Annotated in this window: 9 protein-coding genes; all 9 read left to right on the top strand. The window is 68.3% G+C overall.

All coding sequences use genetic code 11. From position 1 onward, the window contains the following. Nucleotides 1-921: 921 nt before the first annotated feature. The gene (locus ITJ67_RS19385; RefSeq protein ID WP_194678741.1) at nucleotides 922-2,223 is read left to right on the top strand and encodes a C-glycoside deglycosidase beta subunit domain-containing protein; all 1,302 of its coding nucleotides are present in this window, start codon (nucleotides 922-924) and stop codon (nucleotides 2,221-2,223) included. Between the two features lie 43 nt (nucleotides 2,224-2,266). After that, on the top strand, nucleotides 2,267-3,061 hold the full coding sequence (locus ITJ67_RS19380) for a TIM barrel protein (protein WP_194678739.1): 795 nt from the start codon (nucleotides 2,267-2,269) through the stop codon (nucleotides 3,059-3,061). After that, nucleotides 3,058-4,644 (top strand): GMC oxidoreductase, encoded by a 1,587-nt coding sequence (locus ITJ67_RS19375; RefSeq protein WP_194678738.1) that lies wholly within the window; start codon nucleotides 3,058-3,060, stop codon nucleotides 4,642-4,644. Before ITJ67_RS19380 ends, ITJ67_RS19375 begins: the two co-directional genes overlap by 4 nt. Nucleotides 4,645-4,674: 30 nt before the next feature. Next, nucleotides 4,675-5,070: a C-glycoside deglycosidase beta subunit domain-containing protein gene (locus tag ITJ67_RS19370; protein WP_194678737.1), complete on the top strand. Its 396-nt coding sequence runs from the start codon at nucleotides 4,675-4,677 to the stop codon at nucleotides 5,068-5,070. Continuing rightward, nucleotides 5,067-6,170 (top strand): sugar phosphate isomerase/epimerase family protein, encoded by a 1,104-nt coding sequence (locus ITJ67_RS19365; RefSeq protein ID WP_194678735.1) that lies wholly within the window; start codon nucleotides 5,067-5,069, stop codon nucleotides 6,168-6,170. Before ITJ67_RS19370 ends, ITJ67_RS19365 begins: the two co-directional genes overlap by 4 nt. Nucleotides 6,171-6,195: 25 nt before the next feature. Continuing rightward, entirely contained in the window at nucleotides 6,196-7,239 is a 1,044-nt protein-coding gene (locus tag ITJ67_RS19360; RefSeq protein ID WP_194678734.1) for a sugar phosphate isomerase/epimerase family protein, read from the top strand. Nucleotides 7,240-7,256: 17 nt separating this feature from the next. Continuing rightward, nucleotides 7,257-7,655, top strand: coding sequence for a C-glycoside deglycosidase beta subunit domain-containing protein (locus ITJ67_RS19355; RefSeq protein WP_160074874.1), 399 nt, complete (start codon nucleotides 7,257-7,259; stop codon nucleotides 7,653-7,655). Then, complete coding sequence (locus tag ITJ67_RS19350; RefSeq protein WP_194678733.1) at nucleotides 7,652-8,806, top strand: Gfo/Idh/MocA family protein; 1,155 nt, start codon at nucleotides 7,652-7,654, stop codon at nucleotides 8,804-8,806. The genes ITJ67_RS19355 and ITJ67_RS19350 overlap by 4 nt, the downstream gene beginning before the upstream one ends. Nucleotides 8,807-8,851: 45 nt before the next feature. Then, the coding region (locus ITJ67_RS19345; RefSeq protein ID WP_194678731.1) for a sugar phosphate isomerase/epimerase family protein at nucleotides 8,852-9,741 on the top strand (890 nt) is incomplete at its 3' end.

The following is a 9,741-nucleotide window of genomic DNA, read 5'->3' as shown; positions in this document are numbered from 1 at the left end:
CGCACGTGAATCCGGTGATTCACGTGCGCAACCCCCACATCTGTGCTTGGAGGGCGCGCGGGAGGCGTTGGTGGCGGCCCGGGGAGGCGGGGGTGTGGGTGGACCGGGTGGAGGCGCGAACCCGGCCGCCGCGCAGACCTTGGGGTTGTGCAGGCGCTGAGGCTCAGGTGGATGCGCGAGCCCCAGGTCTGTGGGCAAGTGGGCGCGCGGGCAGGGGGTTCTGCGCAGACCTGGGGTTTGCGCAGGCGGAGGGGCTCCCGCAGGTGCGGAAGGCCCTGGTCTGTGGATGCGTGGGTGCGTGGGCAGGGTTCTGCGCAGACCTGGGGTTTGCGCAGGCGGCAGGGCGCCTGCAGGTGCGGAAGGCCTAGGGCTGGAGGCGCGTGGGCGCGGGGAGGCGCGTACCTGAGTGTTGCGTAGACCTGGGGGTTGTGTAGGCGGAAGGGGCTCCCGCAGGTGCGCATGGCCCAGGTCTGTGGGCGCGCGGGCGGGGCTTTTGCGGAGACCTGGGGGTTGCGCAGGCTGTGGGGCTCCCGGAGGTGCGCGTGGCCCAGGTCTGTGAGCGCGTGGGCGCGCGGGCAGGGATCTGCGTAGACCTGGGGGTTGTGCAGGTTGTGGGGCCCCGAAGGTGCGCATGGCCCAGGTCTGTGGGTGCGTGGGTGCGTGAGCGGGGATCTGCGCAGACCTGGGGGTTGCGCAGGCGGAGGGGCTCCCGCGAGTGCGCAAGCCCCAGGTTTGCGGACCGGCTGCGTTGAGGCCGGGCGGCCGGCCGGCCGGGCGGCGGCGGGTTCCGGCTGCTCCGGCGGCGTTCTTGTTGCCGGACTGCCCGCATCCGCAGCACCTAAGGCGCACATCAGTCTTTCTTATGACTGAAACCGACATAAGTGCGTAGAGTGGACGCACAGACACAGAGAGTGAGCAACGATGCTTCTCGAGAGAGACCTCATCCAGTCCGTCGGCTTCCGCAACGTGCGCGATGGCGACACGGTCACCGGATTCCAATTCCAGCTCCGCATGCCGTCGTACCGCGGCATGGCGGCCTCGCTCATCGACGGGGTCGGCGTTGAGATCCCCGGCGTCGTCGACGTGGATCCGACCGTCCCGCTCTGGACGCTCCAGGGGAACACGTACACGCTCGAGGAGCTGTGGGTGTCAAAGGATGTGCGCTGGCAGCTCGACGAACCCGCCACCGTCACCGTCCCCCTCGATGGTGGCCTGCCGGACGGCGTGCACGAGCTCTCAGTCGACCTGCGCCTGCGGATGTCGTACATCCCGCTCGAGCACCAGCCGAGCCGCTACCAGGTCTCCAAGCATGTGACGCTGACCCCAGAGGCGCAGGGTGCGCAGTTCAACTACGGCGTCTCCCTCTACAGCTACATGGGCGACTACGGCACGGTCATGGACCTCGAGACCGCGCTGCGCTCGATCGCCGACCTCGGGGCCACCGGCGTCGAGATCCTCGGCGAGGGGCACATCCCGAACTACCCGAACCCGAGCGACGAGTGGGTCGATGAATGGTTCGCGCTGCTCGAGAAGTACGCGCTCGAGCCCACCAACTACGGTTCCTGGATCGACACGCGGCTGCACTCGAGCGGACCGCAGGCCCGCGACCTCACGGCCGCGGAGGGCGCCGAGATCCTCCAGCGCGACCTGCGCCTCGCCAAGCGCCTCGGCTTCAGGTTCGTGCGCCCGAAGATCGGCGTCGTCACGAGCGACCTCGTGCCCCACCACAGTTGGACGGAAGCCGTCGAGCTGAGCCTCCCGCTCGCCGCAGAGCTCGACGTCATCATCTGCCCGGAGATCCACTCGCCGACGCCCATCAAGCACGAGGTCGTCGACGACTACATCGCGCTCATCAAGCGCACCGGCACGAAGCACTTCGGGCTGCTCCTCGACACGGGCATCTTCCAGGACCGGCCGATCCCGCTGCGCCCGGGCGAGCTGCCGGGCAAGCGCCCCGACTTCCTCGACGGCATCGGCGTCGACCCCGCCGATATCGCCGGCATCATCGAGCACGTCGTGTTCATCCAGGCCAAGTTCCACGACATCGACGAGCACCTCGAGGACCAGCAGATCCCGTGGGAGCCCGTGCTCAAAGCGCTCAAGGACGTCGGCTACACGGGCTACCTCTCGAGCGAGTACGAGGGCGAGCGGGAGCCGTGGCGCTCCATCGAGCAGGTCCGCCGCCAGCACTCCCTCATCCGTCAGCTCGCAGACCGCCTCTGAAGCGTCGACCTCCCCACTTTCGATCACCGCAAAGGATCCACACATGTACCAGCTCGCACCGAACATCGAACTCCTCTTCGCCGAGGCAGGCGACTACCACGACCGTGTCCGCGCGGCCGCCGCAGCCGGCTTCGACGCCGTCGAAATGTGGGGCGCAACGGGCAAGGACGCGCCCGCCAAGCCCAAGGACATCCCCGCCCTCAAAGCGGCGCTGGAGGAGACCGGCACGCAGCTCACGGCGCAGCTCGCCGAACCGCGCACGCAGTTCATGATCCCGCCCAAGGACCACTCCTTCTTCTACCAGTGCCTCGATGAGGGCGTCGCCATCGCCCAGGAGCTCGGCTGCCCGCGCCTCGTCGTCGGCAGCGGCACGGGCTTCGGCGGCTCCAAGCGCCAGACGCAGCTCGACGAGCTCATCGCCATCTACGAGAAGGCCATCGCCCAGATCGACGGCTCCGGCATCACCCTCGTGCTCGAGCCGGTCAACATCCGCGTCGACCACCCGGGCGCGCTGCTCGACCGCACCTCCGAAGCCGTCTACGTCGCCCGCGGCGTCGACTCCCCGAACTTCGGCGTGCTCTACGACATCTACCACTCGGCCGTCGAGGGCGAGGACATGGCCGCCGAGCTCGCCAACGCCGGCGACATCGTCAAGTACGTGCAGCTCGCAGATGCACCTGGCCGAGGCGAGCCCGGCAGCGGTGCGCTCGACTGGGCGGAGAAGTTCTCCGTGCTGCGCGCATCCGGTTACGACGGGCCGATCGGCCTCGAGTACTACCCGACGCAGGAGTCTGCGGCGTCGGTCGCCTACGTGAAGGAAGCAGCGGCCTCGGCATGAGCCGCTACCCAGAGCGCGTCGACGTCGCAATCGTCGGCAGCGGCCCCGCCGGCGCGACGTACGCGCGCATCCTGAGCGAGTCGGCGCCGGAGCTGCGCATCGCGATGTTCGAGGTCGGGCCGACCGTCTCGAACCCTCCCGGTGCGCATGTCAAGAACATCGAAGACCTCGAGGCGCGGAGCGCAGCCCAGCGCCGCTCCGAGGGGACCGGGGAAGCGGCATCCAAGCTCAACAGCCCCGTGGCCCTCGCGCAGGGGAAGCGGCAGTCGCGTCCAGGAACGTACATCCTGCCCGACGGTGACTTCTCAGTCGACGGTGGAGACGGGATGCCCGTCGCGGCCATGTCCAGCAACGTCGGCGGCATGTCGGCGCACTGGACCGGCGCGTGCCCGCGGCCAGGTGGGCGCGAGCGGATCGCCTTCCTCGACGGCACGGGAGAGCTCGACGAGCTCCTCGACGAGGCTGACCGACTGCTCGGCGTTACCACGGATGCCTTCGACGATGCTCCGTTCACGCAACTCATTCGCGACCGCCTCTCGCCCGCGGTCGATGAAGGCCGTGAGCCAGCCGCCCGCGTGCAGCGCATGCCGCTTGCGGTCCGCCGCCGCGGCGACGGACGCCTCGTGTGGTCAGGCTCCGACGTCGTTCTCGGTGACGTCACGCGCCAGAACCCCAACTATTCGCTCTTCGACGAATCCCTCGTCACCCGGACCGTCATCGGCGACGACGGAGCGGTCGCAGGAGTCGAGGTGCGTGACCTCAGCGAAGCCGGCGACAGTCAGCTCAGCTTCGTCGGAGCGCGAGTCGTCATCATCGCGGCGGACGCGCTGCGCACCCCCCAGGTCCTCTGGGCTTCCGGCATTCGGCCGGACGCCCTCGGCCGCTACCTCAACGACCAGACGCAGATCGTGTTCGCTGCTCGGATCACGGGCCTCGAAGCGTCGGCAGACCAGATTGCGGATGCGGCTCAACGCCCTGCAGGCACGATCACCGAGACCAGTGGCGTGAGCTGGATCCCGTACACCGATGATCAGCCCTTCCACGGGCAGGTCATGCAGCTCGATGCGTCGCCGGTTCCCATCGCAGACGACGACGCCGTCATTCCCGGCTCCATCGTCGGCCTCGGCCTGTTCTGCGCGAAAGACCTGCAGCGTGACGACCGTGTGCTCTTCGAGGACGGTCACCTCGACAGCTACGGGATGCCCGCCGTTCGCATCCACTACACCGCGACCGACCACGACCGGGAGGTCATGGAAGCCGCCAAGCAGCGCCTGCTGACGCTGGGCCGAGCGATCGGCGAACCACTCGACGACCGAGCCATGGTGTTGCCGTTCGGCGCTTCCCTGCACTACCAGGGCACCACCCGCATGGGCGAGACCGACGACGGCGAGAGCGTCTGCTCTCCGACAAGTGAGGTGTGGGGCGTGCCGGGGCTCTACGTCGCCGGCAACGGCGTCATCCCGACCTCGACTGCCTGCAACCCCACGCTCACGGGCGTCGCGCTCGCGGTGAAGGGCGCCCGCGACGTCGCGGCGAAGCTCACCGCCGCACCAGCCGTCGCCGCCCAGGCGACACGGAACTGACCATGACTGACAACTGGCTAGGAGGCCACCATGATTCCTGATCGGATCATCGAGCAGGACACGCTCAAGACGAACGGCACGCGAACCTCGGTCGAGGTGCGCCTGCCCTGGTACCGCTCGCTCCCCGCATCCTGCATCTCGGAGTTCGGCCTCTCGGTCGACGGCATCGCCGCCCCGCTCGAGACGCTGCGCTGGACCATGAACGGCAAGACCTACGCACCGGATGAGCTCGCGGGCGACACCAGCGAGTGGTGGTTCCCGACCGACTCGGTTGTCGTCGAAGGAGACATCCCGCTCGCCGCGGGTGACGGGGACCACACCGTCGACGTCGACCTGAAGCTCTACATCCCGTACATCATCACCGACCACGGGGTGCTCCGCATCGAAGAACACAACTCCAAGACGATGAAGGCGGTCTCCGCATGACTGGCGAGCTCGGCACCCCCATCCAGGGGGTCACCCTGTACAGCTTCACCCGCGCGTTCCACGGGCGCGAGTACGACCTCGAAGGCCTCCTCCGCAAGGTCGCGGCCGAGGGCTTCGGGCCGGGCCTCGAGCTCATCGGCTTCTCGAGCATCCGCGGCTTCCCGAACATCACCGACGAGTTCGCCGGCTGGTTCTCGGACCTCGTCGAGGAGCTCGACCTCGTGCGCACCTCGCTCGCGGTCAACGCCGACATCGGCATCCACCGCGACCGCCTGCTGTCGCAGGATGAGCTCGTCGAGTACATGACGCGCCAGATCGAGGCGGCCGCGAAGCTCGGCTTCCCCGTCGCCCGCGTGCAGATCTCGATCACGCCGGACTCGATGGAGCAGCTCGCGCCGATCGCCGAGAAGCACGGCGTGACCCTCGCGCTCGAGGTGCACGCCGACCAGTACGCCTCGCACCCGCGCATCCTCGCGCTGCGCGACCGCTTCGAGCAGGTCGGCTCCCCGTTCCTCGGCTTCACCGCCGACTGGGGCGCCACCACCAAGGCGTTCGCCCCATCGGCCGTCGAGGCCTACCGCCGCCGCGGCGCTTCGGAGGAGCTGCTCGCCGAGCTCGTCGAGCTGTGGGACGGCTACTACGCCGAGGGCCCGCCGGCCGACCAGGGCGTGCACGGCAAGCGCTTCGGCTCGTTCATCGGCCTCGCCGCCAAGCACGGCCGTCCAGACTTCGGCATCGACTTCGCCATCAACGGCACCGGCCTCTTCGGCCCGGCCCGCGTCGAGGACTGGCTCGAGATCATGCCGTGGGTCAAGCACGTGCACGGCAAGTTCTTCGGCATCGACGAGCACGGCGAGGAGCCCTCGGTTCCCGTGCGCGAGCTCATCGCGCTGCTTGTCGAGCAGGGCTACTCGGGCGCCGTCTCGAGCGAGTACGAGGGCTGGCACTGGAACCACTGGCAGAGCCCGTTCGACATCATCCGCGCCGAACACGCCGTGCAGCGCTCCGCTGCAGCGGATGCGGGATCGCGCATGATCACCGACCCCGCCGAGGCGCGCCGCATCCTCGCCGCCCACCATGCGCTGCCCGTACGCAGCTGACCGCCGGGACCAGAAGGAGAACACCATGACAGATGGAATCGCAGGAACGGGCATCAAGCTCGGCATCACCCTCTACTCGCTGACCTCGGAGTTCGCGGCCGGCCTCTACACGCCGGAGACGCTTGTCGAGGCGGTGCACAAGGAGGGCCTCGGCACTGGCGTCGAGTTCAACATCGCGCAGCTGCTGCGCACCTACCCGGACACCGACAAGGAGTTCGTGAAGTTCTGGCGCGACACCCTCGAGCGCGACGGCCTCGAGCCCAGCGCCGTCGGCACCAACCTCGACATGGGGCGCCGCAAGGACCGCGACATGACGCCGGACGAGGAGTACGAGTTCTTCGCGCGCCAGCTCGCGACGGCCAACGACTTCGGCTTCCGCACCGTCGTCATCCGCTCGGCGGGCAAGGAGCTGCTCGCGCGTCTCCTGCCGCTCGCCGAGAAGTACGACCAGCGCCTCGGCTACGAGATCCACGCCCCCTCCGGCCCGAACGCCCCGCAGATCCACGCGATCCGCGAGATGTACGAGGAGCTCGGCAGCGAGCGCCTCGGCTTCACGGCCGACTTCAGCTCGACGATGCACAGCCTCTCGCCGCGCCTGCTGCGCACGCTCAGCAGCATGGGCATGCCGGAGGAGTACTTCCCCGTCATGGACGAGATCTGGCGCCGCCCGCAGCCGATGCACGTGCGCAACCAGGCCTTCGAGGACTTCCTCACGGAGGAGAAGTTCGACTTCGCCCGCCTCGGCCCGTTCACGCGCCTCGCGTTCAACATGCACGGTCTCGTCGAGCCTGAGGAGTGGCTCGACATCATGCCGCAGATGTTCCACGTGCACGCGAAGTTCTACGACATCGACGAGCACGGCCAGGAGCCGGCCATGGACACGGCGCGCATCGTGCGCCAGTTCGTCAAGGGCGGCTACCAGGGCTACCTCTCCAGCGAGTGGGAGGGCCACGCGTTCGCCGACCTCGGCGAGAGCGACCCGGTCGAGCAGGTGCGCCAGCAGCACGCGCTCATGCGCCGTGCCATCGAAGAGACCGCGGCCGAGGCGAACAGCCTCACGGTCGCCTGAGGCTAGGGAACAGACACATGGCAACACACAATTCGCTCTTCGCCGAGAAGGACGTCACCCGGCGCGAGGACGGCATCAGCGTCTCCGTGCAGATCCCCTGGTACCGCAGCCTCTGGCTGTCGGCCGTCGACAACGTCGAAGTCAACGTCAACGGGGTGTCCGTCCCGAAGGACAAGCTGCGCTTCGACCTCGCCGGGCGCTCCTACACGATCGACGAGCTGCCCGAGCAGTCGGAGACCCTCTGGTTCCTCTCCGACCGGCCCGACATCGTCATCCAGCTGGATGAGGTGCCCGCCGCCGGCGACAAGCTCACGGTCGAGGTCGTGCTCACGATGCGACTCCTCTACATGCAGATCGCGCCGGGCCGCTATGTCACCAACCGCGTCCCCGTCGAGCGCGAAGTGGTCCTCGCATGACCCGGCCGTTGCGCGTGGCCATGATCGGCTACGGCTTCATGGGAGCCGCTCACTCGGTCGGCTGGCGGCAGGCGCCTCGCGTCTTCGGCCTGCCAGCCGAGGTCGAGATGGCGGTTGTGGTCGGGCGCAACGGCAACGCGGTCGCGGAGGCCGCGAAGCAGTGGGGCTGGCAGGAGTCGGCCACCGACTGGCGTGAGGTCATCGCGCGAGACGACATCGACATCGTCGACATCGTCACGCCCGGTGACTCGCACGCCGAGATCGCCATCGCGGCGCTCGAGGCGGGCAAGCACGTCATCGTCGAGAAGCCGCTCTCCAACACGGTCGCCGAGGGCGAGGCGATGGCGGATGCTGCTGCGCGTGCAGCAGAGCGTGGCGTGAAGTCGATGGTCGGCTTCACCTACCGCCGCGTGCCGGCCGTCACCCTGCTCCGCGACCTCATCGCCGAGGGCAAGATCGGGCGCATCCACCGGGTGCGTGCGTCCTACCAGCAGGACTGGCTGGTCGACCCGGACGCACCGCTCTCGTGGCGCCTGCAGAAGGAGCTCGCGGGTTCGGGCGCGCTCGGCGACATCGGGGCGCACGCCATCGACCTCACGCAGTTCGTCACGGGCCAGAGCGTCGACCGGGTCTCCGGCACGATCGACACGATCATCGCCGAGCGTCCGCTCGCCGACGGCTCGGGCACTGGGGCGGTGACTGTCGACGACATCGCGATCTTCACCGGACGGCTCTCAGGCGGGGCGCTCGCCTCGTTCGACGCGAGCCGCTTCGCAACGGGCCGCAAGAACGCGCTCTCCATCGAGGTCTCCGGCGAGTTCGGCGCCCTCGCCTGGAACTTCGAGGACCTCAACTCGCTGCAGTACTACGACCGCACGGCGGATAGCCGGGCGCAGGGATTCGCGCAGGTCCTCGTGACCGAGCCCGAGCATCCGTACGTCGCAGCCTGGTGGCCGGCCGGTCACATGCTCGGCTACGAGCACGGCTTCACCCACCAGGTCGTCGACCTCGTCACCTCCATCGCAGACGGCACCCCGCTGCACTCGAGCTTCGAAGAGGGGCTCAGCGTGCAGCGTGTGCTCGACGCCGTCGAGCGCAGCTCGGCCGCGGAGAGCGCGTGGGTCGAGACCCGGTCCGCTGTCGCTGTCTGAGCAGCGCGGCCCAAGCATTCTGGAACGTTAGTTAAGAGGAGAAGCATGTCTCGTCCTGTCACGTTGTTCACCGGTCAGTGGGCCGATCTGCCGTTCGAGGAGGTTGCGCGGCTCGCGGGGGAGTGGGGCTACGACGGCTTGGAGATCGCCTGCTGGGGTGATCATCTGGATCCGTGGCGGTGGGACGACGCCGAGTACGTCCAGGGGCGGCTCGACATTCTCGAGCGCAATGGTCTCAAAGTGTGGACGATCTCGAACCACCTGAAGGGTCAGGTCGTGTGTGATGACCCGATCGATCAGCGCCACCGGGACATCGTCTCCGACCGCGTGTGGGGCGACGGCGAGCCCGAGGGGGTGCGGCAGCGCGCGGCGGAGGAGCTGAAGAACACCGCCCGCCTGGCCGCAGCGCTGGGGGTGAAGACGGTCACCGGCTTCACGGGCTCGAGCATTTGGAAGTACGTCGCGATGTTCCCTCCCGCGACGGAGGCGATGGTGGACGCGGGCTACCAGGACTTCGCCGACCGGTGGAACCCGATCCTGGATGTGTTCGAGGAGGTCGGGGTCCGGTTCGCGCACGAGGTGCACCCGTCGGAGATCGCGTATGACTACTGGACCACGAAGCGTGCGCTGGAAGCGATCGGGCATCGGGAGTCGTTCGGGCTGAACTGGGATCCGTCGCACATGGTGTGGCAGGACATCGACCCGGTGGGGTTCTTGTGGGACTTCCAGGACCGCATCTATCACGTGCACTGCAAGGACACGAAGAAGCGCCTCAGCAATGGTCGGAATGGGCGGTTGTCGTCGCATCTGCCGTGGGCGGATCCGCGCCGGGGTTGGGACTTCATCTCGACCGGGCACGGGGACGTGCCGTGGGAGGACTGCTTCCGCATGTTGAACGCGATCGGCTACGAGGGTCCGCTGTCGGTGGAGTGGGA

This window comes from Pseudoclavibacter sp. VKM Ac-2867, from assembly GCF_015351275.1.
Taxonomy (GTDB): domain Bacteria; phylum Actinomycetota; class Actinomycetes; order Actinomycetales; family Microbacteriaceae; genus Pseudoclavibacter.
This window is presented reverse-complemented; position numbering and strand designations above follow the sequence as displayed.